The organism is Streptacidiphilus sp. MAP12-33, from assembly GCF_041261265.1.
Lineage (GTDB): Bacteria > Actinomycetota > Actinomycetes > Streptomycetales > Streptomycetaceae > Streptacidiphilus.
The window spans coordinates 91,260-116,310 of record NZ_JBGCCA010000022.1; the positions used below are offsets into that span (position 1 = coordinate 91,260).

The window sequence follows — 25,051 nt, forward strand, 5'->3', positions numbered from 1 at the left end:
CTGCGCGCTCCCCTCGATGCCCGATCCCGCCTCAGCGGCCGGCGCGGCCGCGAATCCGCTCCGCCGCCCGCATCCGGACGGGCTTGGCGCGGCGGTTCTCCGCGACCTCCTCCTCCGTCGGCAGCTCCGCGCCGCGGGTCAGCAGCTTGAACCGCGGCTGGTGCTCCTCCGGCACGACCGGAAGACCGGGCGGCGCCGTGGTCGCGGCCCCCTCCGCCAGGAAGCCCTTGACGAGCTTGTCCTCCAGCGAGTGGTAGGAGAGCACCACGATCCGGCCGCCGACCGCGAGCGCGGAAAGCGCCGCCGGAATCGCCCGTTCCAGCACCGACAGCTCGCCGTTGACCTCGATCCGCAACGCCTGGAAGGTGCGCTTCGCGGGGTTGCCCCCGGTCCTGCGCGTCGCCGCGGGGATCGCGTTGCGCACCAACTCCACCAGACGCGCGCTGTTGGTGAACGGTTCCTTCTCGCGCTCGCGCAGGATGACGGAGGCGATCTTCCCGGCGAAGCGTTCCTCGCCGTAGACCTTGAGGATCCGGGCGAGCTCGCCGTGCGAGTAGGTGTTCAGCACCTCGGCCGCGCTGATGCCGACCGTCTGGTCCATCCGCATGTCCAGCGGCGCGTCCTGCGCGTAGGCGAAGCCGCGGTCGGCCTCGTCCAGCTGCATGCTGGAGACGCCGAGGTCGAAGAGGATGCCCTGGATCTCGTCGATGCCGAGCCGCTCCAGCACCTCGGGCAGCTCGTCGTAGACGGCGTGCACGAGCGTGGCGCGGTGGCCGAAGGGCGCGAGCCGCTCGCCGGCCAGCCGCAGCGCCTCGGGGTCGCGGTCGATGGCGACCAGCCGGGCCTCGGGGAACTCGCGCAACAGCGCCTCACTGTGGCCGCCGAGGCCGAGCGTGGTGTCGACGACGACGGCGCCCGGGGCGGAAAGCGCCGGGGCCAGCACCTCCAGGGTGCGCCGGAGCAGTACCGGGACGTGCTTCGCGTTGTCCGCGGCGGAGCTCATCGGGGGGCCTCTCTACCGGGGCCCGCACCCACTGGTCCCCGCCCGCTCGCCGCGCGGCCGTGGGCCCTCTGGCGCCGGGGAAGGGGCGTCAGCGGGTGGCCTCGCGCGGGGCCGAGCGGGTGGAGGCCGGAAGGTACGGGCCCTCATGCTCTTTCGTTCATGTCCGGATGTTCACGTCGGCACGGAGAGTCGCATCTGACACTCCCTCGACGTCGCGCCACTCTACTCCACGGCACCCCCCGGTCAATCGAATGGCACGGCCCTCGCTCCGCCCGGGTGAACCGGGAAACCGCTGGTCAGCGAGGATTCCGGCCCACCTGGGGGCGCACGAGCCACCCGGGCGCGCCCCCGGCGCGGCGGCCCCGCGCGCGGCTCCCCGGTATTCTCGCCCTTCCGGCCACAGGGAATCCCCGTACGGTCATATGTATGACCACGACGCCCACGCCCGGTCCCGGCGAGTCGATCATCGACAGCTTCGTCGCCCGCAACCGCAGCTACGCCGAGCGCTACCGGGACGGCGGGATGGACGCCCGCCCGGTCCAGCGTGTCGCGGTGGTGGCCTGCATGGACGCCCGGCTCGACGTGCACGCGGCCCTCGGGCTGGAGCTCGGCGACTGCCACATCATCCGCAACGCGGGCGGCGTCGTCACCGACGACACCATCCGCTCGCTGACCGTCTCCCAGCGCGCGCTCGGCACCCGCTCGATCGCCCTGATCCACCACACCGGCTGCGGCCTGCTGAACCTCACCGAGGACTTCCGCGTCGAACTGGAGGAGGAGGTGGGCATCCGCCCCTCCTGGGCACTGGAGTCGTTCACCGACCTCGACCAGGACGTCCGCCAGTCCATGGCCCGTGTCCGCACCTCCCCGTTCCTGCCGCACCAGGACGACATCCGCGGATTCGTCTTCGACGTGGGCACCGGCCTGCTGCGGGAGGTCCTCCCGTAACGGCTCTGGCGGAGTCATGATCTTTACCGCAAATCGCCCCTTGTCAGTCAGTCGAGTGACGCAAACCCGGCCCACAGGGAACAATGCCTTCGAGCACCCCCGCCAGAGGCTGGAGACGGGCCTGGGGCCGGGGTCGCTCGACGGGGATCCCCGGGCCGCAGGCCCGCGGGTGGACGGGACGGGCCGAGGAGCTGCCGGGTGACGACCTTCGACAACCGCTTCGACGATCTGCGCGGAGCCGACCGCCACGGGCCGGACGGGCACAACCCGCCGCAGCCTGTCGCGCCGGGGGCCGGCCTGGCCGAGCTCGACGCAGTCGTCGGGCGCATCCGCGCCTCCGTCGAGAGCGTGCTGGAGGGCAAGCCCGAGGCGGTCCACCTGGCCCTGACGGTGCTGCTGGCCGAGGGGCACCTGCTGATCGAGGACGTGCCCGGCGTCGGCAAGACCATGCTGGCCAAGGCGCTGGCCCGGTCCATCGACTGCACCGTGCGGCGCATCCAGTTCACCCCTGACCTGCTGCCGTCCGACATCACCGGCACCAACGTCTTCGACCAGAACCGGCGCGAGTTCGAGTTCAAGCCGGGCGCGATCTTCGCGCAGATCGTCGTCGGCGACGAGATCAACCGCGCCTCTCCGAAGACCCAGTCCGCGCTGCTGGAGTCGATGGAGGAGAAGCAGGTCACCGTCGACGGCGTCAGCTACCAGCTGCCCTCGCCGTTCATGGTGGTGGCCACGCAGAACCCGATCGAGATGGAGGGCACCTACCCCCTCCCCGAGGCCCAGCGCGACCGCTTCATGGCGCGGATCTCCATCGGCTACCCGAGCGCCGACGCCGAGGTGCAGATGCTGGACGTGCACGGCGGCGCCAACCCGCTGGCCAACCTGCAGCCGGTCGCGCACACCGACGACGTGCTGAAGCTGGTCGAGGTGGTCCGCAGGGTCCACGTCGCCGAGGACCTGCGGCGCTACGCCGTCGCCCTGGTCGCGGCCACCCGCGCCAGCTCGGAGCTGCGCCTCGGCGCCTCGCCGCGCGCGACGCTGCACCTGCTGCGCGCCGCCCGCGCCACCGCCGCGCTGGACGGACGGGAGTACGTCATCCCGGACGACCTGCAGCGGCTCGCCGTCCCGGTGCTCGCGCACCGGGTGCTGCCCACCGCCGAGACCCAGCTGGGCCGGCGCAGCGCCGAGGACGTGGTCCGCGACCTCGTCCGCAGCGTCCCCATCCCCCAGCTGACCGGGGGGCGCTGAGCCGTGCCGCCGAGGGCTGTTCGTGAGCCGGGCGCCGTCCGGCTGGCCCTGCACGGACTGACCACCCGGGGCCGCTGCTTCCTCGCGGCGGGACTGACGGCGGTGTTCTGCGCCTACCTGCTCGGGCAGTTCGCGCTGCTCCAGGTGGGGCTGCTGCTGTCGGCCCTGCCGCTGGGCAGCGTCGCGATGCTGGTGCGCACCCGCTACCGGGTCGCCAGCGGACGGTCGCTGACGCCCTCGCGCACCCCGGCCGGGCAGGAGGCCCGGGTCAGCCTGCGGGTCGACAACGTCTCCAGGGTCCGCACCGGACTGCTGATGCTGGAGGACCGGGTGCCGTACGTGCTCGGGCCGCGTCCGCGCTTCGTGCTGGACCGGGTCGAGCCGCGCGGCTACCGCGAGGTGTCCTACCGGGTCCGCTCCGACCTGCGTGGACGCTACCCGCTGGGCCCGCTCCAGCTGCGCCTGGGCGACCCGTTCGGGCTGTGCGAGCTGACCCGCTCGTTCACCGCCGCGGACCTGCTGACGGTGGTGCCGCAGGTGCAGACACTGCCGACGCTCAAGCTGGTCGGCGAGTGGTCCGGCTTCGGCGACAGTCAGGCCCGCGCGGTCGCGCTGGCCGGCGAGGACGACGTGGTGCCGCGCGAGTACCGGCACGGCGACGACCTGCGACGGGTGCACTGGCGCTCCACCGCCAAGTACGGCGAGCTGATGGTGCGCCGCGAGGAGCAGCCGCTGCGCCACCACGCCACCGTGCTGCTGGACACCCGATACCGCGGCCACCGCGGCTCGGGCCCGGCCTCCTCCTTCGAGTGGGCCGTCAGTGCCGCCGCGTCCGTCGCGCTGCACCTTCTGGAGCGCGGCTACGAGGTGCGGTTGCTGACCGACACCGGCGAGCAGTCCACCGCGTCCGGCTCCCCGGCGTCCGCGAACACCGCGCTCGCGGGCGGCGGCACGACCGAGGCGGCCGGCGCGATGCTGGACCGGCTCGCGGTCGTCGAGCTCTCCGACGGCCAGGGCCTGTCCCGGGCCGAGGAGGTGCTGCGGCTGGGCGGCGAGGGCCTGCTCATCGCGATCCTCGGCACCCTGGAGGACGAGCAGCTCGCGGAACTGTCCCGGCTGCGCCGCCGCACCGGGTCCGCCGTGGCGCTGCTGCTGGACGCCGACAGCTGGACCCTGCTGCGCGGCCTCGGCTCCGGCGCAAACGGCAACGGCAACGGCAACGGCAACGGCAACGGGCAGGGGAACGGCGCCGCCACCGGCGGCGACGCCGAGGCCGAGACGGCCCCGGCGGAGGACCTGGACACCCGCCGCGAGCGCCACGAACGGCTGCTGCGCCAGGCCGGTTGGCGGGTCCTGCCCGCGAGCAGCGGCGACTCGCTGCCGGAGCTGTGGCGGTTGCTGGCCCGGGCCGGCGGCGCCGCCTCGGCGCGCCCGGTCATGCCGTCCGGCGCGCCGGCCGCCGCCACCGACGGGGGCGTGTGACATGCGTGCGCGTGACAGGCGGGCTCGTGACATTCACGACGTGAGAGACATGGGGATCGAGCGATGAACGGGCGCACCCGGATCGCCGTGGCCGCCGCGACGGCCACCGTGCTCACCGCGCTGTGCCTGTGGCCGCTGGTCGAGCCGAGCAGCTGGATCGTCGAGGCGGCCTTCCTGCTGGCGCTGATCGTGGCCGCAGGCGTGGGCGCCCGCCGGCTCGCGCTGCCGCGACCGGTCGTGGTGCTGCTCCAGCTGCTGGTCGGCGTGCTGCTGGTCACCTTCGCCTTCGCCTCAGGCGAGGCCGTGGGACGGTTCCTGCCGGGGCCCGAGGCGGTCCGGCAGCTAGGCGACGACCTCGCCTCCGGCGTGGACGACATGTCCCACTTCGCCACACCGGCGCCGGCGACGGTCGGCCTGCGGCTGCTGCTGACGCTGGCCCTGCTCGGCGTCGGCCTGATCGTGGACGCGGTGGCGGTCACCTACCAGCGGGTCGCCCTCGCGGGCCTGCCGCTGCTGGCCCTGTACGCGGTGGGCACCGGCATCCACCCCGCCGGTGCGGTCTGGTTCTACTTCCTCGTCGCCACGATGGGCTACCTGACCCTGCTGATGACCGAGGGCCGGGACCGGGTCGCCCGCTGGGGCCGGATCTTCTACGGCAGCAGCGGTGCGGACGACGGCACCAGCCCGCTCACCTCCTCCGGTCTGCGGATCGCGAGTGTCGCGGTGGCCGGAGGGCTGCTGCTGCCCCTGGTGCTGCCCGGCGTCGGCGCGGGCATCATCACCGGTCTCGGCCACGGCGGGGGCTCGGGCGACGGCGGCGGGGTGATCACCGCGGTCAACCCGCTGGCCTCGCTGGCCCAGAGCCTGCAGCAGACCACCCCGGTGGACATCCTCGACTACACCACCAGCGCCACCGACCCCAGCGACCAGTACCTGCGCATCGTCGACCTGGACCAGTTCAACGGCGTCTCCTGGACCACCACCACGCACCGCGCGGTCGGACTGCCGAGCTCCCTCGGCGCGCCGCCCGAGCTGAAGCCCGACGTCCCGTCGACCGCCGTGATCACCCACATCGTCACCCAGAACTCCTATGTCCAGCAGTGGCTGCCGATGCCCTACCCGGCCACCGACGTGGCCGTGTCCGGCGACTGGCGCTGGGAGCCCGAGGGCCGCACCGTCATCGGCGCCAACGAGCAGACCGCCCACGGCCTGGACTACCAGGTGCGCAGCCTCTCGCTGCGCCCGACGCCGGACCAGCTGCGCGGCGCGCCCCCGGCCCCCAAGGACATCCAGACCACCTACACCTACCTGCCCAAGGACCTGCCCGCCCTCGTCGCCACCGACGCCCGGAAGGTGACCGCGGGCGCCACGGACGCCTTCGACAAGGCCGTGCTGCTCCAGAACTGGTTCTCCCAGTCCGGCGGGTTCACCTACAACACCAACGTCCCCGTCGACAGCAGCCAGGACGCGCTGGCCAAGTTCCTCACCCGCAAGTCCGGCTTCTGCGTCCACTACGCCTCGGCGATGGCGGCCATGGCCCGCTCGCTCGGCATCCCCGCCCGCGTCGTGGTCGGCTTCACCCCCGGCCAGCAGAACCCCGACGGCTCCTGGACGGTCACCACCCACGACGCCCACGCCTGGCCGGAGCTGTACTTCTCCGGGGTGGGCTGGCTGCGGTTCGAGCCGACCCCACGCTCCGGCACGGTCACCCCGACGTACATCACCGCGGACACCGCGCCCGGCAGTTCGGCGGCCCCGAGCGACGGCGCCACCGCGGGCGCACAGCCCACGGGCGGCGCGCGCAGCCACGCCACCTGCCCGCCCCAGTTCCAGCGGATCGGTGACTGCGGTCAGCAGGCCGACGTGGGCGGCGCGCCGGCGCAGTCGGTGCTCTCCCCCACCGCGCCGCTGCTGCTGGCCGTCTGGTCACTTGCCGGGCTGCTGCTGGCCCTGCTGGTCACCCCGATGCTGTGGCGGCGCCGCACCCGGAGGTCGCGGCTGCGGCGCGGGCCCTCGGGTCTGACCGACCAGCAGGTGCTGGCCGCCTGGCGGGAGCTGATCGACACCGCCTGGGACCACGGCATCCCGCCGGACGACGCGGAGACCCCGCGCCGGACCGCGGCCCGGATCAGCGAGCTGGGCGAGCTGGGCCCGGGGCCGAGCGCGGCGGCCGGCCGGCTGGCGCTGGCGACCGAGCAGGTCCTGTACGCGCCCGCCGTCTCCACGCCGCTGTCGCTGCGTCAGGACGTGCGGGAGGTCCGGGTGGGCCTGGCGGCCTCCGCGGACCGGGGCACCCGGATCCGCGCGGTCCTGCTGCCGCCGTCGGCGGCCCGTCGCTTCCGCACACTGCCGCGCCGGATCCGGGCGACCGTGGCGGCCCGGGCACGCGCCGGGGCCGCAGCGCTGCGACGCGGACTGCGGCCCCGGTCCTGAAGTGCCCTGCGGTTCGGCCGTGCTTATCCGTGCAGGTAGACGATGCCGAGCTTGGTGATCTGCCACAGCTGGCCGTCGGCGCCGGTGTCGGGCTGCAGGGTGGTGATCGGGTTGCCGGACGAGTCGGTGGCGGCACTCGTGCCGAGGGTGATCACCATGTTGGTGTTCGCCGAATCGGCGATCTTGTAGTAGCCGCCGCCGGCCGCCTCCAGCACCCAGTGCTGGTTGGCGCCGCCGTTGCAGCCCCACTGCTGCAGGTGTGTGCCCGCGGCGGTGGAGGCGCCGTTGGCGTCCAGGCACATGTTGCGGTTGCCGCTGAAGTCCAGCTCGTAGCTGCCGCCGGACTTGATCTCGAAGACGAAGGACTGGTTCAGCCCTCCGGTGACGGGATAGGTGATCGCCGGGCGGCCGTTGGTGCTGTCGCCGTAGCTGCCGCCGCCGGAGAAGTCGAGCATCTGGCCGCTCGCCTTGTTGGCGATCTGGTACCAGGCGCCGTCCTCGGGCACGTCACCGAAGGAGGCGACCCCGGGTGTCAGCGGCATGATCGTGGTGCCGTCCTGCTGGTCCAGGGTGCAGTAGGCCTCCTGCTGGTTCGGGTTGTCGTAGAACTCCCCGAGGCAGTTGCCCTCCGCCTTGTAGCCGGCCACGCGCGGGTGGTACGACTGCCGCACCTCGTCCGTGCACAGTCCGAGCACGCCGATCGACTGGTCGCAGCCGTTGCGGGTGTTCTCACTGAGGTCGATCACGTCGCCGTTGATGTACTCGTACGGCGAGCTGGTCCACTCGGCGCAGACCTCGTGGCCGTAGGAGACCCGGCGCTGGTCCAGGAAGCGCACTCCCGGCACGGCCTCGGCGGCCGCCCGCTCGGTGTCGTCCAGGGTCGGCACCACCCAGTTGTGCGCCCAGGCGGCGTCCTCGGGGAAGCCGGGACAGCCCTGGGCGACCTTGTCCGCGTAGAGGTTGCTGCGGATGTCCGGGGTGATCGGGGTGAAGTACGAGTTCAGCACCAGCTGGTAGTCGCTGTCGGCGTAGCCGGCGTTGCGCATGGTCTGCCGGATGTCGGTGAGCGCCGCCTCGACCTTGGGCAGCACCGCCTTGGCGCGGGCCGAGACGGTCGCGCTGCCGATGGTGTCACGGCAGCCCTTCGACTGCGGGATCGGGAAGTAGGCGGTCAGGCAGCTGACCACGATCCCGGTGAAGTCGAAGTCGTCGTTGGCGCCGATGGTCACCACGACCATCTTGACGTCGTAGTTGGCGGCGGTCTGCGCCAGCTGGACGTCCTGCTTGGGCTCGCCGTAGTCGCCGCTGCCTCCACCGGTGATCTTGGCGAGGGTCGGGTCGGAGGTCAGGTCCCCGGTCTGCGCACCGGAACAGGCGAGGTCGACGGGGGTGACCCCGCTGACTCCGGTGTCGAAGATGACCGACTCGTTGTGGCGGTGACAGAAGTTCTTGGGCCCGTCGGTGCCCGCCATGTAGGCGTCGTTCGTGTCGGTGCCCGCTCCTTCGCCGGAGATGGCGCTGTCACCGAGCGAGACGATCGCCGCCGGCCGGCTGTCGGGCGAGCTCGCCGTCGCGGCGGCGGCCGGCTGGACCGCCGCCGTTCCGAGCGCGCCGACGAGCGCGGAGACGGCGAGGGCCGCGAAGGTGGCCCTGGCTTTTGCTGATCTGGTCACACAATGCTCCTGAGGGTGGACGGGGAGTGCCCGGATCGCCCCTCAGGGTAGGTACTGACCAGTAAGTAAACAAGAGTCGTGCTCATGTTTTCTGCAGCGAGCACAACAAAGCAGCGGGCCCGGATTCCGTCCGGGGCCCGCTGCTCGGGGATACGTTTCTGTTGGCCGGCCTGACCGGCTAGTAACCGCCGCCGCGGCCCTGCTGCTCCTGGCGGTGCTGCCAGCGCTGCTCCATGCGGTCCACCAGGCTGCCGCCACGACCGCGCTTGCGCTTGCGCGCCACCGGCGCGCCCGTCCGCGGGTCGACCAGGGCCAGCCGCGGGATCCGCCGCCAGGCCGTGACACCGAAGACCGCGCCCGCCAGCATCAGTACGAAGCCGCCGACGCTCACCCACTGCTGATGCAGGAAGAGGCCTCCCATCAGCAGACCGACGCCCACCACGAAACCCGCCGCGGACCCGTAGACGGCCCGGCGGGTGCGTGTGCGCAGACCCGTGCCCTCGAGAGCCGAAGCGAACTTCGGGTCCTCGGCGTACAGCGCTCGCTCCATCTGCTCAAGCAGACGCTGCTCGTGGTCCGAGAGCGGCACCTCGTCCTCCTCCTCTGGCCGCCTGGGGGCGTAGCCGCCCTCGGGGCGCCCACCCCGCCGCACTGCTGATTTGATGTTGCTGGTATGCCCCGGGCGCCCGGCCGTCATGCTTGCTGGCTTTACCCGAATCATACGGTTTACCCAGGGTTTTTGGACTGCCGAGGAGCATGTGCGGTAGCTCTCTCCGAGCGGCCGTGATCCCGACGTTCCGACCGGTCAACGACCTCGGCCCCGGAGAAGTTTCCCGCCTGCGGCGATTTGGTGATCAAGCTGGCCGGGCGGACCGCCGCGGCACCGAACTTCGCGTGCACCCGGTCCATGGTCCGCTCCAGTTCCGACCACCCGACCTCCCGCTCCCCCAGCGCCAGCTGGGTCGGCCGGGCACCCCCGTCCAGCCCCTCGACCCGCAGACCCACCAGCCGGATCCGCGCCCTCGCCGGCACCAGCCCCCCGAAGAGCGGGACCGCCGCCGCGAAGATGTCGTGGGCCAGGTCCACCGGCTCCGGCAGGGTGCGCGAACGGGTGACGGTCCGCAGGTCCGCGAAGCGCACCTTGACCGTGACGGTCCGCGCGGCCAGCCCTCCGGCCCGCAGCCGGGCCGCGTTCTGCTGGGCCAGGCCCAGCAGCGTCGTCCGGATCACCTCGTGGTCACCCGAGACGTCCGCCGGGAACGTCCGCTCCCCACCGAGGCTGCGCTCCGCGCGCTGCGGCACCACCGGCCGCGCGTCCTCGCCGCGCGCGTAGTGCGTCAGCAGGTCGCCCGCGGCCGCGCCGACGATCCGGCGCAGGGTGTCGCGGGGTGTGCCGGCGAGGTCGCCGACGGTGAGCAGCCCGAAGCGCGTCAACGCCTCCCCGGTCTTCGGGCCGACACCGGGGAGGCGGTCCACCGGGAGCGGGCGCAGGAACGCGTCCACCTCGGCGGGAGGGACGACCAGGAGGCCATCCGGCTTGGCCGCGACGGAGGCGAGCTTGGCCACGAGCTTGTTCGGCCCGACGCCGACGGACAGCGCGAGGTCCTGCTCGTCGCGGACGCGCTTGCGCAGCAGCTCCGCGAGGGCACGGGGGCGCAGGCCGACACCGGAGCAGTCGAGGTACGCCTCGTCCATCGACACCGGCTCGACGCGCCGGGCGAAGGCGTGCAGCACGGCCATGACGTTGGCCGAGACGACGGCGTACTCGTCCATGTCCGGCGGCACCATCACGAGTTCCGGACAGAGCCGCCTGGCCCTGACGGTGGGCATGCCCCCACCCACGCCCTGCTGCCGCGCCTCGTACGACGCCGACATCACCACGCCCCGCGGCCCGGCCCCACCGACGGCAACGGGCCTGCCTTTCAGCTCCGGCCTGCGGCGCTGCTCGACGGCGGCGTAGAACGCATCCAGATCCGCGTGCACGATCACGAGCGATCGCTCCCGCGCGTGCTTGCACGACCCGGGGGCGCGGGGACTTCTGCGCGAGGAGCCGGTCGCACCGCCCAGGGGCGCGAGGAACCGCGCGACAAGCCACCCACCCAGGTAGCGCGCCGAACGAGCAGGGCCATCCGCACACAGTGGTTGCCCGCGCCCTGCGGCGGAGCCGCATGCCGGCAGAGCCCCGCGCCCCTGGAGGGTGCGACTACCTCGTGTGCCTCATGCGAGCTCGGCGAGGACGTGGAGCTGGGTGGCCACCGCGTGGAAGGACGGGTCCGCGGACGCGGCCTGCTCCAGGGCGAGGAGGGATTCGAACGCGCCCGGCTCGGTGTCGACGAGGACACCGGGGACCAGGTCCGCGAAGATGCGGACGCCGTGCACGGACAGGACCGAAAGGCCCGCGCCGTCGGCGAGGTCCTGCAGTTCGACGCCGGTGAAACGGCGCGGCGCGTCGGCCTTCTGGATGCCGGAGAGCGCCGCGCGGGCCTCCGCGAAGTGGCCCGAGAGGGCGCGCGCGAGGACCGCGCCGTTGCGGTTGGCAGCAAGCAGGCTGACCAGGCCGCCGGGCCGCAGCACCGCAGTGAGCTCGCGCAGCGACTGCGCCGGGTCGTCGACGAACTCCAGGACGCCGTGGCACAGCACCGCGTCCATGCTGCCGGCAGGCACCTGCTGGGCGAGGGTGTCGGTGTCACCCTGTATGGCGCGGACCTGGCCGGTGACACCGGCCTCCGCCGCCCGCCGCTCCAAGGCGAACAGCGCGTCGGGGCTGGGGTCGACGACGGTGACCCGGTGGCCGAGGCTCGCGACGGGGACGGCGAAGTTGCCCGTGCCGCCACCCGTGTCGAGCACGTCGAGGACGGGGCGCCCGAGGGCCTCGGCCTGCCGGTCCAGCGCCGCGCGCAGGACCTCCCACACGACTGCGGTCCGCAACGCGCTACGGGGACGGGTCGGGTGCACGGAGCAGCTCCTCGGGTCGTATGGCCTGGCCGACAGGCCCACCCTATTGCTTCACACCCGTACCCGGGCCTCATCCGGGGCTCCCCGGGCTGGTGTGCCACAGCTTGCGCGGGGCGTCCGCCGCCGGGACGCCGGGCGGCTTGAGGTCGGCGTACGGGGACATCCGGAACCCGCTGGGATGCACCATGACGCGACGGGCCGGCGCCTCCTCCGCCTCCGGCACGACGGCCAGCACGGCCCGCACCGCGTCGATCCCCTCCGCGCGCCACAGCCCGTGCAGCGCCGTCAGCTCCCACGCCGCCGTCGCGGTCAGCGAGACGCCGCGCGGGCCGGTGCGGCGGACGACGCCGCGCACCAGCAGCAGCCAGGAGTGGAAGACGGTGGCGGCGTAGTGCGCCTGCGCGTCCTCGAACATGGCGAAGTCCAGCGGGCCGGTCGCGTCGTCCAGGGTCGCGAAGACGACGCGGACGCCGGTGCGCACCGGCGGGGTCTGCGTGGCGACCTTGACCCCGGCGATCAGGATCTCGCTGCGGTTGCGCTGCCGCAGCAGCTCGTTGGAACGGACGACCCCCAGCCCGGCGAGGAACGGCAGGTAAGGGCTGAGCAGGTGGGCGCTGTGGTCCAGACCCAGCGCCTCGATCTCCCCCCGGATCAGGTCCGTCGCGGAAGGAGCCGGCAGCGAGGTGGGACCGGCCTCCTCCCGTGCCGCGTCGGCCAGTTCCAGCTGGGACGGCAGCGGCCTCCTCGGCCCCCTGGGCTTCGGGTCGGTCGCCGCGTGCAGCAGCAGGTCCCGCCGGGTGAGGCCCGGGTGCAGCGCGTCCAGCGCGCCGGCCAGGACCAGGTTCTCCAGCGTCGGCTGGTCCGGCTCGGCGCGGCGCCGGAAGTCGGGCAGGCTCGCGTAGGGTGCGCCCTCGCGCTCGCGCACGATCCGGGCGATCTCGGCGTCGCTGATGCCCTTGACGTCCGCGAGCCCGATCCGCAGCGCGTCACGCCCGTCCGGCGTGCGCTCCAGGGTGTAGTCGGCGACGGAGTCGTTGACGCTGGGCGGCAGCACGGGGACGCCGAACTGACGGGCGTCGTCGAGGATCAGCCGCTTGGGGTACATGCCGGGGTCGTGGGTGAGCAGCCCGGCGTAGAAGGCGGCCGGGTGGTGGGTCTTCAGCCAGGCGGACTGGTAGGTGGGCAGCGCGAAGGCGCCCGCGTGGGCCTTGCAGAAGCCGAAGGAGGCGAAGGCCTTGAGGATCTCCCAGACCCGCTCGACCACGGGCCGCGGATAGCCGCGCTTGTCCGCTGCGAGGCAGAACCAGTCGCCGATCGCCTGCTGGCCCTTGATGGTGCCCAGCACGCGCCGCGCCTGGTCGGCCTGGTCGAAGCCGCAGCCGGTCATCGCCGCGATGATCCGGATCACCTGTTCGTGGAAGACGACGACGCCCTCGGTCTCGGCGAGGATCTTCCGCAGGTCCTCGTGGACGAAGACCGGGTCGGCCCAGCCGTGGCGGGCGTTGAGAAAGGGGGTGACCATGTCGCTCTTGACCGGGCCGGGCCGGAACAGCGAGATGTCGATGATCAGGTCGCCGAAGGTCTGCGGCGCGAACTTGCCGATCAGCTCGCGCTGGCCGGGCGACTCGATCTGGAAGCAGCCCAGCGTGCGGGTGGAACGGATCAGCTCGAAGGTCTCCTCGTCGTCCAGCGGCACCGCGTCCAGGTCGATCCGCTCGCCGCGCACCCGCTCCGTCTCGACGAGGGCGTGGGCCATCGCGGACTGCATCCGCACGCCCAGCACGTCGAGCTTGAGCAGGCCGACGGCCTCGACGTCGTCCTTGTCGTACTGGCTCATCGGGTAGCCCTGCGCGCTCGTTTCGACCGGGGTGCGGTCGCGCAGCCGGCGGTCGGAGAGCAGCACGCCGCTGGGGTGCAGGGCGATGTGGCGGGGCAGGCCGTCGAGCTTCTCGACGATGTCGAACAGGGCCGTGAAGACGCCCTCCTCCAGCCGGGAGTGGCGCAGTTCGGGCAGGTCGCGCATCGCCGCCCGCGCGTCGCGGGCGCGGATGTGCGGGAAGGCCTTGGCCACGGCGTCGATCTCGGCCGGCGGCAGGCCGAGCGCGGCGCCCGCGTCGCGGACGGCGTGGCGGACCCGGTAGGTCTCCAGCATCGCCACGCACAGGGTCCGGTCGGAGCCGAAGCGGTCCAGGATCAGGTCGTAGACCTCGGTGCGGCGGGCGGACTCGACGTCGACGTCGATGTCGGGCAGCGAGAGGCGCTTGGCGGAGAGGAAACGCTCCATCAGCAGGCCGTGTTCGAGCGGTTCGACGCCGGAGATGCCGAGCAGGTGGTTGACCAGGCTGCCGGCGCCGGAGCCGCGGGCCGCGCAGCGGATGCCGGCGGCGCGGGTGAGGTCGACGACCTCGGCGACGGTGAGGAAGTACGGCTCGTAGCCGAGCGTGTTGATCAGCGCGAGCTCCTGCTCCAGCCGGTCGGTGAGCTCGGCGCTGGGCCCCCCGTAACGGCGGGTGACGCCCGCCTCGCAGCGGGCGCGCAGCTCGCGGACGGCGCCCTCGCGGGTGGTGCCGAGCACGCTGGGCTCGGGCATGTGCATGGAGCCGAGGCCGATGTCGTGGCCGAGCTCGTCGAGCAGGCAGCGCTCAGCGATCCGGCGGGTCGACGCGAGCAGCTCGCGTGCCTCGGCGGCGGTGTCGCACAGGTCGTGGGCGAGTGCGGCCATCTCCGGGCCGGATTTCAGGTACCCCTCGGCGTTGACCCGGTCGCGGGAGCGCAGCTCCAGCGGGACCAGGCGGCGGGAGGCGTCCAGCACGTCGGCGACCGGCGCGTCCTCGGGCGCGAGGTAGCGCACGGCGTTGGTCAGCACGGCCGGGACGCCCGTCTCGCGCGCCAGCCGCAGCAGCCGCTGGGCGACCCCGCGCGAGGCGGGGTGGCCGGGCGGAGCGAGGTGGTGCACCACCTCGATCACCACGGCCTCCCCGCACAGGGTGCGCCAGCGCAGCAGCTCCGCCTGCGCCTCGGCCATCCGCCCGGCCGCGGCAGCGCGGCCGACGGCGGAGTCCGGCCCGAGCAGCACGTAGAGCCGGTCGGCGGCGGCCGCGACCTGCTGCGCGGCCAGTACCGGACGGGCCCGGCGTTCCACCTCGTCCCCGTGGGCCCCGCTGACCAGGCGGCACAGCGCGGCATAGCCGGCCCGGCCGCCCCGGGCCAGCACGACCGCGCGCGGCGGCCGTGCGGCGTCGGCGGCGGCGCGGTCCAGGCCCTCCGCCCCGCGCTCGCAGGCGAGATCGGCGCCGAGGACGGGCGCGATGCCCGCCTTGACGCAGGCCTGCACGAAGCGGACCGCGCCGTAGAGGCCGTCCCGGTCGGTCAGGGCGAGCGCCCGCATGCCGAGCGAGGCGGCGTGTTCGGCCAGCGCCGCGGGCGTCGCGGTGCCGTAGCGCAGCGAGTAGCCGGAGGCGGTGTGCAGCTGCACGAAGGAGTCCGTGGGGCTCATCTCGTCTGACTCCTCAAGGCGTTGTGGGCCCTCCCGATCCCGCCGGCTGTGTCGTACCCGTCCTGCTCACCCCGTGCGGGGCATCCCCTCCTCCCCGCTGCGCGCCCGTGGCACCGCGGCCCCGGTGGCCGCGCCGCGGGCGATCAGCCGCTGCACGATCCGCAGGAACAGCGCGGTGTTGCGGATCAGGTCGTCCGCGTCGCGGGCGCTGGCGGCCGACGCGATCCCGGCCTCGGCCGCGGCCCGCTTGGGGGCCCCGGCCGCGTAGTAGACCGCCCACTCCGCGAGCTCCGGGGCGACCTCCGGCAGCACCTCCCAGGCACTGCGGATCCGCTTGCGCTTGCGGGGGCTCTCCTCCGGGCGTCCGCGCAGCGCGAGCACGGCGGCGGAGGCGCGCAGCGCCGCGAGATGCGCGGCGGCGTACCGCTCCAGCGGGCCCTCCAGCTCCCGCGCCTCCGCGAGCCCGCGCTGCGCCTGCGCCAGCAGGTCCACCGCGGCGGGCGGGGCACCGGCGCGCCGCAGCACCGGATGGATGTCCGACGCCGGGCGGTAGGGCATGCCCGACCCGCCCACGGCGCTCGGCAGCGGCAGTTGCAGCACCTGCGCCTTGGCGTTCTCGGCGTTCGCGGTGTTCTCGGCGTTCTCCCTCATGACGTACGCCCTCCCGGTCAGTCCGTAGCCGTGTCAGTCAGCCGTGCTCGTGAGGGTCCAGCGGTCGGTGCCGCGGTCGAAGGTGAGGTCGTAGACGCCGGGGGCGAAGCAGCGGCCGGGGCTGGCCTCGACCCGCCACACCTCCCGCTCCGTCCGGTCCAGCGCCTGACCGGCGATCCGCGTCCCGTGGGCCGAGCGGACCTCCTCCCACCAGGCGCCGCTCTCCTTCCAGTGCCCGAGTACCTCGCGCACCGCGTACACCTTGTCGTGCCAGAGGAAGTGGGTGGGCAAGCCCGTGCCGCCACGCACCTCGATCAGGTCCGCACGCCTCCTGCTCATCGCGTCCTCCTCCTTGCGACCACGTTCGAACTTTCGTTCGAACGACTCCAGGGTAACCCGACCGGGCCCTCGTTCGCCATGCTCCACCGCACCACTGACAAAGCCGGGCGGACGGCCACTGACGTGGTCGTCCGCCCGGCTGGGGAGGTTTCGCGCGGCTACGCGGCGGGCAGCGCCCGCGCCCAGACGTGGTCCGGGGTGAGGTAGGCGTCCAGGGCCAGACCGGCCTCGGCGAGGGCCTGTTCGAACGCGGCGTCGGGGAGGTGGCGGGTGCGGAAGTACTGCGTCCACCGCGCGTCGGGAAACAGGTAGTCGACCTGGTTCGCGCGCAGACCCGGCTCGATCTCCTCGGAGGAGGTGATCCGCATCCGGCCGACGCCGTCGCGCATGACGGCCTCACGCGGGATCTCGCCGTAGAAGCCCTCCCCCTCGCGCTGGATCAGGACCACCCCGCCCTCGGCGACGTGCCGCAGGCAGGTGGCCAGCAGGCCGGCGCGGACCGCCAGGTCGCCGGTGTTGACCAGGAAGGAGCCGAGCAGCACCACGTCGAAGCGGGTCCCGAGGTCCAGCTCCTCGATGGAGGAGAGCACCGTCGTCGCGCCGCGCACGTGCGCCAGCATCTCCGCCGACTCGTCCACGGCGGTCACCGCGAAACCCCGCTCGACCAGCGGGTGGGTCACCCGGCCGGTGCCGCAGCCCAGTTCGAGGATGCTCGCGCCCGGACGCGGCGCCTGTCCGGCGACCTGGTCCGGCTCGTCACCCACGAGCAGTCTCGTGTACAGCTCCACCGCGCACCCGTCCGGAGTGATCGCGCCCGGCCCCGTCCCGCCGTGCCCCACTCGAATCGTCCGCATGAGGAACAGTCAACATCGGCAGGAAGAACTGCACCAGGGGGCCGATCGCCAGCGCGTAGGCGACGGTCCCGATGCCGAGCTGGCCGCCCATCAGCCAGCCGACCACGAGCACGGTGAGCTCGATCAGCGTGCGGATCAGCCGCAGCGAGCCGCCGGTGCGGCGGGCGAAGCCGGTCATCAGGCCGTCACGCGGGCCGGGGCCGAAGCGGGCGCCGATGTACAGGCCGCCCGCGAGACCGTTGGCGACGATGCCGCCGGCCAGCATCGCCGCCCGCACGGGCAGGCCGTGCAGCGTGGGCAGCATCGACAGGCCCGCGTCGACCGAGAGGCCGATGACGAAGACGTTGCTGATCGTGCCGAGTTCTGGCCTCTGCCGCAGCGGGATCCAGAGCAGCAGCACCGCGGCACCGATGATCATCGAGACGGTGCCGTAGGAGAGCGGGACGTGGTGGTCGACGCCCTGGTTGAGCACGTCCCAGGGCGCCAGCCCGAGCGAGGCGCGCAGCATCATGGCCATGCTGAAGCCGTAGAGCCAGAGCCCCAGATAGAGCTGGACGAGACGCCGTGCGAGGACCACAGTGGCCCCTCCCTCCTCAGCACCGCTTGCCTTTCCGCGGTTGTTGGCATCACTCTGAAGGGAATTGGACTGCTCTTCCATAGCCAATCCGCGAGAAGTGGACTGACCGACGATGCCACCCTCCGCCCGTGCGGCCGTCCGCGCCGCCCAACTCGACCGCGCCCTCGGCGACTGGCAGCGCCCCGACGCAGGCCCCGCCTACCGTGCGCTCGCGGGCGGCCTGCGCACCCTGGTGCTGGACGGCCGGGTGCCGGTCGAGACGCGGCTGCCCGCCGAGCGCGAACTGTCCACCGCCCTCGGGGTGAGCCGGACCACCGTGGCCGCCGCCTACGAACTGCTGCGGGACGAGGGCTTCCTCACCAGCCGCCGTGGCGCGGGCAGTTGGACGAGCCTGCCGGCCGGGCGGGCGATGCCCGTGATCGGCATCTCCCCGCACGCCGCGAGCGGCGGCCCGGGCGGCGGCGTGCCGGGCGGCGGTCTGCCGGGTAGGGGCGACGTGATCGACCTCGGCATCGCGGCCATGTCGGCGCCCGAGCCGTGGCTGAGCCGGGCGATGGCCGCCGCCGTCGCCGAACTGCCCGCCTGGACCGCCACCCACGGCGACTTCCCCGCCGGGCTCACCGCCACCCGGCAGGCCGTGGCCGACCGCTACACCGCGCGTGGGCTGCCGACCGGCCCCGAGCAGATCATGATCACCACGGGCGCGGCGGGAGCCTTCTCGCTGCTGCTGCGTCACGTCCTCGCCCCCGGCGAGCGCGTCGCCGTCGAGTCGCCCAGCTTCGCCAACGTGCTCCAGGCGCTGCGCTACGCGGGCGGACGCGCGGTACCGGTACCGCTGCTCCACGACGGCTGGGACCTGGAGGCCTGGGCCCGCACCCTGCGCGACGCCGCGCCGCGCATGGCGTACCTGATCCCCGACTTCCACAACCCCACCGGCCTGCTGATGCCCGAGGCCGAGCGCCGCTCCCTGGTCGACGCGGCCCGCGCCACCGGCACCCTGCTGGTCAGCGACGAGACCATGGTGGACCTCTGTCTGGACCAGGAGCTGGCCGCGCGCATGCCGCGCCCGCTCGCCGCGTTCGACCACGGCGGCACGGTGGTGACGCTGGGCTCGGCCGGAAAGACCTTCTGGGGCGGCCTGCGGATCGGCTGGATCCGGGCCACCCCGGAGCTGATCCGGCGCCTCGCCGGGGACCGGGCCAGCCTCGACGTCTCCTCGCCGGTGGTCGAGCAGCTGGCCGTCCGGCACCTGCTCGCCCCGCAGACCCTGCCGCAGATCCTCACCCACCAGCGCGACCGGGTCCGCGCCCAGCGCGACGCGCTGGCGGAGGCGGTCCGTGAGCTCCTGCCCGGCTGGACCTTCCGGCTCCCGCAGGGCGGCCTCTCGCTCTGGGTCCGCACCGCGCCGGGCCTGTCCGGCAGCGCGCTGGCGACGACGGCGGAGCGACACGGCGTCTGGGTCGGCTCCGGCCCGCGGTTCGGCGTGGACGGCGTGCTGGAGCGCTTCGTCCGGCTGCCGTTCTCGCTCCCGCCGGAGGTCTCCCGCGAGGCGGTCCGCCGGCTCGCGGCGGCCGCCGCGTCGCTCTCCGGCGCGGAACCGGCCACGACCCCGCCCGCCGAGGTCACCCTGCTCTGACGCCCCGGTCACTGCGCCGGCCGTTCCGGCCCCAACCGGCCCGGCCACTCCGGCCGGAACAGCGAAGCGGCGTCCACCGCAGGCGAGCCCCCACTCACCCGCGGCGGACGCCGCTCCTCCCCCCTGCTTCCCCCGTGCTCCCCCGGGCCCCGTACTCCCACCCCGTACGTGCTCCCCCACCGGTCCGGCACCTGCTCCGCCGCCCCGTGTCGGCGGTGCAGTGCCGGGCCCCGGGTGGGCCGGCGCCTTGCCGCCCCAGCCCCTCCCGGTGCCCACTACTTTGCCGTCGTCGCAGGTCGGGAACCATCCGCCGGGGTACTCAACCCGTTCGGACGATCAACTGAGTACGAGTACCTAGGGATCTTGGGACAATGCCCCGCGGCCCACTGCGCGCTCCCGCGTACGCTGGTGCCCCTTCCGATCCGCACGTCGACGCAACACACCCGGGGGAAACCAACGTGAGCCTGCTTCCGCTCGTCTTCACCAGCGGCTGGGCCAGCGGCATCAACGCCTACGCCGTGGTCCTGCTGATGGGCCTGCTCGGCCGCTACGACGGCGTGACCTCCGTGCCGCCGGCCCTGGAGCGGACCGACGTGCTGATCATCGCCGGGGTGCTCTTCCTGATCGAGGCGATCGCCGACAAGATCCCCTACGTCGACTCGCTGTGGGACCTCGTCCACACCGTGATCCGCCCGATCGCCGGCGCCGTGGTCGCCGCACTGCTCGCGGGCCACGCCCACGACTCGCTGACCACGCTGGGCGCCGCCGCGATCGGCGGCGGCACCGCGCTGGTCAGCCACCTGATCAAGGCAGGCGTGCGGATGGGCGTGAACACCTCCCCCGAACCGTTCAGCAACATCGCCCTCAGCCTCGCTGAGGACCTCGGCGTCGCGGGTCTGGTGGCACTGGCGCTGTTCCACCCGGTGCCCGCCGCGATCATCGCGGGCTGCCTGCTGGTGGGCGGCGTCGCGCTGGTGCTGTTCACCCTCTCCCGCATCCGGCGCTTCTGGCAGCGCCGCAAGGAGCGCCGCGCCGCCCGCGCCCTGCGGACCGCCCAGGCCTGAGCGCGCGTGGTCCGGCGCTCAGACGGCCTGACGCTGCGGGCGCGGCGGCCGGACGAAGAGCGCCAGGATCAGGAACGAGCCGACCGCCAGCCCCAGCGAGCAGGTCATCGCGAGCGAGACCCCGTGGGCGAGCGTCGCGTGCAGGCCCGCCGCACCGGGAAGGGCGGAGGGGTGGCTGGTGGCGTGGCTGAAGGCGGTGATGCCGACGGCCGTACCGAGCGAACCGCCCGCCTGCTGCATCGTCTGCAGCGTGCCGGACGCCGCCCCGGCCTCCTGCGGCTTGACGCTGCTAAGGATGGTCAGGCTCAGCGGCACCATGGTGAACCCGGCGCCGAGGCCGAACAGCAGCAGCGAGGGCAGCACCCCGGTGGCGTAGGAGGTGTGCGCGTCGACCTGGGTGAGCAGCGCCATGCCCGCGATCAGCAGCAGCGGAGCGCCGAGCAGGAAGGGCCGCGCGCCGAACCTGGGCACCAGTCGCGGAGCGAGACGCGCCCCGGCGAAGATCGGCACCGCCAGCGGCAGGAAGCCGAAGCCCGCCCGCATCGGTGACATGCCGAGCCCGGTCTGCAGGTACTGGGTGACGAAGAAGAACATGCCGAACATCCCGGCCGCGAGCAGCGCCATGGCGGCATAGCCGCCCGCCCGGACCTTGTCCGTCAGCAGCGAGAGCGGCAGCAGCGGCTGCGCGACGCGCCGCTCGACCAGCACGAAGACGGTCAGCAGCACGGCGGCCGCGGCAAAGCAGACCAGCGTCAGGGTGTCGCCCCAGCCGACCGTGGCGGCGCGGATGAAGCCGTAGACGAGGCCGACCATGCCGCCGGTCGCCGTGGCGGCCCCGGCCAGGTCGAGCCGTCCGGCGTGCCGTTCGGGCTCCTGGATCACGCGCGGCGCCAGCACCGTCACCAGGACGCCGAAGGGCACGTTGATGAACATGACCCAGCGCCAGGAGAGCCAGGAGGTCAGCAGCCCGCCGAGGATCAGGCCGACGGTCGCGCCGCCGGCGGACATCGCGGAGAAGAGACCGATGGCCCGGGCCCGCTCGATCGGGTCGCGGAAGGTGCTGACGATCAGCGCCAGTGTGCTGGGCGCCGCGACGGCCGCGCCGACGCCCTGCGCCATGCGCGAGAGCAGCAGTTCGGTCGGGTTGGTGGCCAGGCCGCCGACCAGCGAGGCGAGCGTGAACAGCGCGATGCCCCAGGCCAGCAGGCGGCGCCGCCCGAAGATGTCGCCGGCCCGGCCGCCGAGCAGCAGCAGGCCGCCGAAGGTCAGCGAGTAGATGTTCATGACCCAGCTCAGCCCCGCCGAGGAGAAGCCGAGGGCGTGCTGGATGCCCGGCAGGGCGATGGTGACGACGGTGGCGTCGAGGATCACCATCAACTGGCAGGCGAGGATCACCGCGAGCGCGAGCCGCTGGCGCTGCGGCGGTGAGTCGACCGGGGATTCGGCACGGGTTCTGCTGGAAGGGGACACAAGGGTGTTCTCGGACATGGCTCCGCCCTGGAGTGCATGGAGAATGGATGCGAAGATAGGCAGGGAACGCAAACGGAGGTATCCTCCGGTTCCAGGGACAACAATACGGAGACTGTCTCCGCTTAGCAAGGGATCGGGGTCATGACGGCCGAAACCGAGGCGAAGGACGCCCAGGAGCGGCCGCCCCGCCGCCCCATGCGGGCCGACGCGCGACGCAACTACGAGAAGCTCGTCGCCGTCGCCACCGAGTCCTTTCTCGCCAACGGCCCGGACGCCTCACTCGACGAGATCGCCAAGCGGGCCGGCGTCGGCCCCGGCACCCTCTACCGTCACTTCCCCACGCGTGACGACCTGTTGGACGCGGTCTGCACCCGCTGGGCGGACGCCGTGGCCGCCGACGCGGCGCCGCTGCTCACCGCCGAGGACCCGACACGCGCGCTGGCCGACTGGCTGGTCCGCCTCGTGGACCACGTCGGCGCGTTCAAGGGCCTGGCCTCCGCGCTGCTGCTCAACGCCGACCGCAAGCACGACACCGCGTGGATCCTGCACCACGCCTCCGAGGAGCTGGTCGCGCGCGCCAAGGCGGCGGGCGGCATCCGTCAGGACGTCACCACCAGCGAGCTGATGACGCTCACCAGCGGCGTCACCTACGCCTGCGGCTACTCCAAGCAGGCCGGAAAGACCGTCAGCTCACCGGAGCGGCTGATCGGGCTGATCATGGACGGCGTCACGACCCGCTGACGCGGTCCTCCGGGACGGGGGCCGGGGCCGACGCGGGCTCCGCGGGCCTGCGGGACAGCGCCGCCACGGCGGCCGCCAGCGCGAGCGTCGCCTCCACCTGCGCCACCTGCACGTGGTAATGGCGGTCACCACTCGTCGTACGGGACTCCGCTAGGGCCCGGAACGCCAGCTGCTCGTGGTACTCGAAGTCCGCCATGCAGCGATCATAAGGGCCCCCATCAGCACCTACGATGGGTGCCCATGGCAAGGATCGTGGTCATCGGCGCAGGAATGGGCGGGCTCGCCGCCGCGGCACGGCTGGCGACGGTCGGCCACAAGGTCACCCTGTGCGAGGCCGCGCCGACCCACGGCGGAATGCTCGGGCGCTACGAGCGCGACGGCTTCCGCTTCGACACCGGCCCGACCCTGCTCACCCTCCCCGCCGTCTACCGCGACCTGATGCTCAAGACCGGCCGCACCCGGCTGGAGGACGAGGTCGAGTTGCGGCCCGTCGACCCGGGCAGTGAGCACCTGCTGCCGGACGGCAGCCGCGTCCTCCTCGCCAACGCCTCACTCGCCCGCGTGGAGAGCGCCCTGAACGCCGCCCTCGGCGGCGACGCGGGCACCCGCTGGGGAGCCATGCTGGAACGCGGTCGCGGCGTCTGGGAGGCCACCCGCCGTCCGCTGCTGGAGGAGCCGCTCCCCGCCGACCCGGCGCCACTGCACCGCGACCCCTACGTCCCCGCCCGGCGCGGCCTGCTGACGCGCGCCCCGCGCACCCTCGCCGACGTCGCCCGCCGCGAACTGCGCGACGCGCGCCTCACCGCCCTGCTGGACGAGTACGCGCTCCGCTTCGGCCTCGACCCCGAGCAGGCGCCCGCCTCGCTGACCTGGCTGCCCTACATGGAGCAGAGCTTCGGCGTCTGGTACGTCACCGGCGGCCTGCGGGCGCTGGCCGACGCGGTGCTGCGGCGCTGCGAGGCCCGCCGCGTCGACCTGCGCTTCGGGACGCGGGTGGAACACGTCGTCACGGAGCCCAGTGTCACAGAGCACGGTGCCGGCGAGGACCGGGTGACCGGCGTCAGGCTGGCGGACGGCACCGTCCTGGATGCCGACGTCGTGATCGACGACCGCGCCCCCACGACCTCGGCCGGCACCGGCGCTCCCGGCCGGTTCACGCTGCTGCTGGCGCTGCGCGGCGACCGCCCGCGCGACACCGGGCACCGCACCGTCGTGCACGCCGCCGACCGCGCCGAGGAGCTCGACGCGCTCTTCGGCCCGACCCCACGCTTGCCCGAGCGGCCCACGCTGCAACTGCTGCGCCCGGACGACGCCACCCTCGCCCCGGCCGGCCACGAGGCCGCGGTCGTCACCGTCACGGTGCCGCCGCAGGGGCCCGTCGACTGGACCGACACCGCCCGCGTCGCCGCCTTCGCCGACGCGGTCCTGGCCCGGGCCGCACAAGCGGCGCCCGGGCTGCGTGAGCGGGTGCTGTGGACGCACGCCCGCACCCCGGCCGACACCGCGGCCGAGACGGGCGCGCCGGGCGGCTCCGTTCCGCCGCCCTCCCTCGCGGGAGCGGGCGGGGCGTTCCTCGCCCCGGGCAACGCCGACGCCCTACCGGGCCTGTTCCACGTCGGCGGCGGCGCCCACCCGGGCGGCGGGCTGGCGCGCGTCGGCATGTCGGCGGCGGTCGTCGCCGGGCTCGTCGGCACGCCGTAGGGCTCAGCCCTGGGGGGCGTGGTGCTGCGGGTCCTGCGGGTAGTACCCGGCCTGCTCGTACGTTCCGTAGGCCTGCTGCTGGTAGTCCTGGTACGGCTGCTGCTGCTCGTAGGCGGCCGCGTACTGCTGCTGGTACTCGGGGTACTGCTGGTACTGCTGCTCGTACTGCGGGTACGGCTGCTGCTGCTCGTAGGGCGCGTACTCCTGGTACTGCGGCTGGTACTGCTGCGTATAGGGGTCGGCGTACGGGTCGGTGTAGGCGACCTGCTGCCCGGTCGAGTACCCGTACTCCTGCTCGGCCCGGCCGTAGTACACGCTGTCGCCCTGGTAGACCGCCGTCGCCTCCACGGCCTCGGGCAGCGGCTCCGGCGTCGGCTCCGCCACGAACTGCGGCTGCGGCGGGGACTGCGGCTCCGGGTCCGGCTGCGGGCGCGCCGCGCGCGATCGCCCCTTGGGGGCGGGCGCCGGCTCCTCGCCGCCGAAGAGGCGGCCGACCACCGGCACGCGCTCCGGCGCCACCAGCGACCAGTGCGCCGTCCCGGTGGACCGCTTGACCGCCATGGTGGCCAGCACCTGCCCCGCACCGAAGGCGAGGACACCCGCACCGATCAGCGGCAGCGACCCCTGCACCACCCCGGCGACCAGCACCAGGAAGCCCACCAGCGCCAACCCGCGCCAGTGCAGCGGCGCGCGGCGCTGCAGCAGCAGCTCGCCGATCAGCCACAGGGCGACCACCGCGAACGCGACATACAGAAGCGCCACCTCGGGCACCACCTCTCG

At 73.5% G+C, this 25,051-nt stretch carries 21 protein-coding genes; 8 read left to right on the forward strand and 13 right to left on the reverse strand.

The features are described 5' to 3' along the window. Positions 1-31: 31 nt before the first annotated feature. A complete protein-coding gene (rsmH, locus tag ABH931_RS22150) occupies positions 32-1,003 on the reverse strand; it encodes a 16S rRNA (cytosine(1402)-N(4))-methyltransferase RsmH (RefSeq protein WP_370115878.1) in 972 nt (323 codons plus the stop codon). 426 nt (positions 1,004-1,429) lie between these two features. Here rsmH and ABH931_RS22155 point away from each other — a divergent pair, with 426 nt between their 5' ends. The 4 genes from ABH931_RS22155 to ABH931_RS22170 all read left to right on the forward strand — a co-directional run bounded on the left by ABH931_RS22155 (position 1,430) and on the right by ABH931_RS22170 (position 7,114). Then, entirely contained in the window at positions 1,430-1,951 is a 522-nt protein-coding gene (locus ABH931_RS22155; protein WP_370115882.1) for a beta-class carbonic anhydrase, read from the forward strand. A gap of 297 nt (positions 1,952-2,248) precedes the next feature. Continuing rightward, on the forward strand, positions 2,249-3,199 hold the full coding sequence (locus ABH931_RS22160) for an AAA family ATPase (protein WP_370116041.1): 951 nt from the start codon (positions 2,249-2,251) through the stop codon (positions 3,197-3,199). A gap of 3 nt (positions 3,200-3,202) precedes the next feature. Then, entirely contained in the window at positions 3,203-4,681 is a 1,479-nt protein-coding gene (locus ABH931_RS22165; RefSeq protein ID WP_370115886.1) for a DUF58 domain-containing protein, read from the forward strand. A gap of 63 nt (positions 4,682-4,744) precedes the next feature. After that, complete coding sequence (locus ABH931_RS22170; RefSeq protein ID WP_370115889.1) at positions 4,745-7,114, forward strand: DUF3488 and transglutaminase-like domain-containing protein; 2,370 nt, start codon at positions 4,745-4,747, stop codon at positions 7,112-7,114. Positions 7,115-7,137: 23 nt separating this feature from the next. Here ABH931_RS22170 and ABH931_RS22175 read toward each other — a convergent pair whose 3' ends face one another. From ABH931_RS22175 to ABH931_RS22215, 9 genes are all read right to left on the reverse strand, one after another. Then, positions 7,138-8,787: an RICIN domain-containing protein gene (locus ABH931_RS22175; protein ID WP_370115893.1), complete on the reverse strand. Its 1,650-nt coding sequence runs from the start codon at positions 8,785-8,787 to the stop codon at positions 7,138-7,140. Positions 8,788-8,965: 178 nt separating this feature from the next. Further along, positions 8,966-9,376, reverse strand: coding sequence for a DUF3040 domain-containing protein (locus ABH931_RS22180; RefSeq protein ID WP_370115896.1), 411 nt, complete (start codon positions 9,374-9,376; stop codon positions 8,966-8,968). 137 nt (positions 9,377-9,513) lie between these two features. Further along, positions 9,514-10,776 carry a DNA polymerase IV gene (gene dinB, locus ABH931_RS22185; RefSeq protein ID WP_370115900.1) on the reverse strand — a complete coding sequence of 421 codons (1,263 nt, stop codon included), beginning with the start codon at positions 10,774-10,776 and terminating at the stop codon, positions 9,514-9,516. A gap of 228 nt (positions 10,777-11,004) precedes the next feature. After that, positions 11,005-11,742 carry a methyltransferase domain-containing protein gene (locus tag ABH931_RS22190; RefSeq protein WP_370115902.1) on the reverse strand — a complete coding sequence of 246 codons (738 nt, stop codon included), beginning with the start codon at positions 11,740-11,742 and terminating at the stop codon, positions 11,005-11,007. 70 nt (positions 11,743-11,812) lie between these two features. Further along, entirely contained in the window at positions 11,813-15,238 is a 3,426-nt protein-coding gene (locus tag ABH931_RS22195) for a DNA polymerase III subunit alpha (RefSeq protein ID WP_370115906.1), read from the reverse strand. Positions 15,239-15,304: 66 nt separating this feature from the next. After that, positions 15,305-15,796 carry an SAV_6107 family HEPN domain-containing protein gene (locus ABH931_RS22200; RefSeq protein ID WP_370116043.1) on the reverse strand — a complete coding sequence of 164 codons (492 nt, stop codon included), beginning with the start codon at positions 15,794-15,796 and terminating at the stop codon, positions 15,305-15,307. Between the two features lie 126 nt (positions 15,797-15,922). Further along, on the reverse strand, positions 15,923-16,228 hold the full coding sequence (locus ABH931_RS22205) for a DUF6504 family protein (protein ID WP_370115909.1): 306 nt from the start codon (positions 16,226-16,228) through the stop codon (positions 15,923-15,925). Positions 16,229-16,386: 158 nt separating this feature from the next. Then, on the reverse strand, positions 16,387-17,073 hold the full coding sequence (locus ABH931_RS22210; RefSeq protein WP_370116045.1) for a trans-aconitate 2-methyltransferase: 687 nt from the start codon (positions 17,071-17,073) through the stop codon (positions 16,387-16,389). Beyond that, positions 16,985-17,599, reverse strand: coding sequence for a YitT family protein (locus tag ABH931_RS22215; protein ID WP_370116047.1), 615 nt, complete (start codon positions 17,597-17,599; stop codon positions 16,985-16,987). The genes ABH931_RS22210 and ABH931_RS22215 overlap by 89 nt, the downstream gene beginning before the upstream one ends. Positions 17,600-17,771: 172 nt before the next feature. On the opposite strand from ABH931_RS22215, the gene ABH931_RS22220 reads away from it, so the two are divergent. Together ABH931_RS22220 and ABH931_RS22225 are read left to right on the forward strand one after the other, a co-directional pair. Beyond that, positions 17,772-19,295: a PLP-dependent aminotransferase family protein gene (locus ABH931_RS22220; RefSeq protein ID WP_370115912.1), complete on the forward strand. Its 1,524-nt coding sequence runs from the start codon at positions 17,772-17,774 to the stop codon at positions 19,293-19,295. Positions 19,296-19,753: 458 nt separating this feature from the next. Further along, on the forward strand, positions 19,754-20,359 hold the full coding sequence (locus tag ABH931_RS22225; protein WP_370115916.1) for a DUF4126 domain-containing protein: 606 nt from the start codon (positions 19,754-19,756) through the stop codon (positions 20,357-20,359). An 18-nt stretch (positions 20,360-20,377) separates the two neighbouring features. Here the strand turns inward: ABH931_RS22225 and ABH931_RS22230 are convergent, their stop codons facing one another. Continuing rightward, entirely contained in the window at positions 20,378-21,847 is a 1,470-nt protein-coding gene (locus ABH931_RS22230; protein ID WP_370115918.1) for an MFS transporter, read from the reverse strand. A gap of 123 nt (positions 21,848-21,970) precedes the next feature. Between ABH931_RS22230 and ABH931_RS22235 the strand changes: the two genes are divergently transcribed. Next, positions 21,971-22,570, forward strand: coding sequence for a TetR/AcrR family transcriptional regulator (locus tag ABH931_RS22235; RefSeq protein ID WP_370115920.1), 600 nt, complete (start codon positions 21,971-21,973; stop codon positions 22,568-22,570). Here the strand turns inward: ABH931_RS22235 and ABH931_RS22240 are convergent. Next, a complete protein-coding gene (locus ABH931_RS22240; protein WP_370115924.1) occupies positions 22,557-22,766 on the reverse strand; it encodes a hypothetical protein in 210 nt (69 codons plus the stop codon). The two genes, ABH931_RS22235 and ABH931_RS22240, sit on opposite strands and share 14 nt — an antisense overlap. Positions 22,767-22,810: 44 nt before the next feature. Here ABH931_RS22240 and ABH931_RS22245 point away from each other — a divergent pair, with 44 nt between their 5' ends. Further along, the gene (locus tag ABH931_RS22245; RefSeq protein ID WP_370115927.1) at positions 22,811-24,271 is read left to right on the forward strand and encodes a phytoene desaturase family protein; all 1,461 of its coding nucleotides are present in this window, start codon (positions 22,811-22,813) and stop codon (positions 24,269-24,271) included. Between the two features lie 3 nt (positions 24,272-24,274). Here ABH931_RS22245 and ABH931_RS22250 read toward each other — a convergent pair whose 3' ends face one another. Continuing rightward, positions 24,275-25,033: a hypothetical protein gene (locus ABH931_RS22250; protein ID WP_370115931.1), complete on the reverse strand. Its 759-nt coding sequence runs from the start codon at positions 25,031-25,033 to the stop codon at positions 24,275-24,277. Positions 25,034-25,051 lie beyond the last annotated feature (18 nt).

Excerpts from the sequence above, each read along its gene's own strand:
- ABH931_RS22215 (WP_370116047.1), bottom strand. The coding sequence starts at position 17,599 with ATGGCCATGATGCTGCGCGCCTCGCTCGGGCTGGCGCCCTGGGACGTG.
- ABH931_RS22240 (WP_370115924.1), bottom strand. The coding sequence starts at position 22,766 with ATGGCGGACTTCGAGTACCACGAGCAGCTGGCGTTCCGGGCCCTAGCG.
- ABH931_RS22220 (WP_370115912.1), top strand. The coding sequence starts at position 17,772 with ATGCCACCCTCCGCCCGTGCGGCCGTCCGCGCCGCCCAACTCGACCGC.
- ABH931_RS22170 (WP_370115889.1), top strand. The coding sequence starts at position 4,745 with ATGAACGGGCGCACCCGGATCGCCGTGGCCGCCGCGACGGCCACCGTG.
- ABH931_RS22230 (WP_370115918.1), bottom strand. The coding sequence starts at position 21,847 with ATGTCCGAGAACACCCTTGTGTCCCCTTCCAGCAGAACCCGTGCCGAA.
- ABH931_RS22200 (WP_370116043.1), bottom strand. The coding sequence starts at position 15,796 with ATGCCCTACCGCCCGGCGTCGGACATCCATCCGGTGCTGCGGCGCGCC.
- rsmH (WP_370115878.1), bottom strand. The coding sequence starts at position 1,003 with ATGAGCTCCGCCGCGGACAACGCGAAGCACGTCCCGGTACTGCTCCGG.
- ABH931_RS22205 (WP_370115909.1), bottom strand. The coding sequence starts at position 16,228 with ATGAGCAGGAGGCGTGCGGACCTGATCGAGGTGCGTGGCGGCACGGGC.
- ABH931_RS22155 (WP_370115882.1), top strand. The coding sequence starts at position 1,430 with ATGACCACGACGCCCACGCCCGGTCCCGGCGAGTCGATCATCGACAGC.
- ABH931_RS22245 (WP_370115927.1), top strand. The coding sequence starts at position 22,811 with ATGGCAAGGATCGTGGTCATCGGCGCAGGAATGGGCGGGCTCGCCGCC.
- ABH931_RS22235 (WP_370115920.1), top strand. The coding sequence starts at position 21,971 with ATGACGGCCGAAACCGAGGCGAAGGACGCCCAGGAGCGGCCGCCCCGC.
- ABH931_RS22195 (WP_370115906.1), bottom strand. The coding sequence starts at position 15,238 with ATGAGCCCCACGGACTCCTTCGTGCAGCTGCACACCGCCTCCGGCTAC.